Origin of the sequence: Nocardia alni, from assembly GCF_019038435.1 — a bacterium.
Classification (GTDB): domain Bacteria; phylum Actinomycetota; class Actinomycetes; order Mycobacteriales; family Mycobacteriaceae; genus Nocardia; species Nocardia alni.
Map to the genome: position 1 here is coordinate 1 of NZ_JAGPOX010000406.1, position 384 is coordinate 384.

At 75.5% G+C, this 384-nt stretch carries 1 protein-coding gene; it reads right to left on the bottom strand.

Annotated features, from left to right (window positions below):
- Window positions 1-5: 5 nt before the first annotated feature.
- The coding region (locus JZ791_RS44545; protein WP_216904051.1) for an MGMT family protein at window positions 6-384 on the bottom strand (379 nt) is incomplete at its 5' end.

A 384-nucleotide genomic window follows, 5' to 3' on the forward strand; every position in this document is an offset into this window, starting at 1 on the left:
GGAGATCAGCCGATCCGTTCCCTGATCGCCCGCAACAGCGACTCCTCCTCCGCACCGGGTGACCACCGTGCGGAGGCGAGGTCCAGGCGAAGGTGCCGGCCGTCGTCGGGAAGGCCTGGGGAGGAGAGTGCGCGCTGGGGCGTGCCTTCAGCCCGCCAATGCGTGGCGCCACGGGACGCCAACGACGGCGGCAGCGAGCCATCCGCTCGCACCACCCGCCACCACGGGGTCCCCTGCGGCGCGCGGGACATGCCGCGCCCCGCCTGACGGGGGCCGCCGGCACCCAGCGCGGCGGCCAGACCGCCGTAGCTGGTCGCCTGGCCCGGTGGGATCAGGGTGGCTGCGAGCGCCAGGGCCTCATCCAGTTCGCGCGGACCGTCCGGC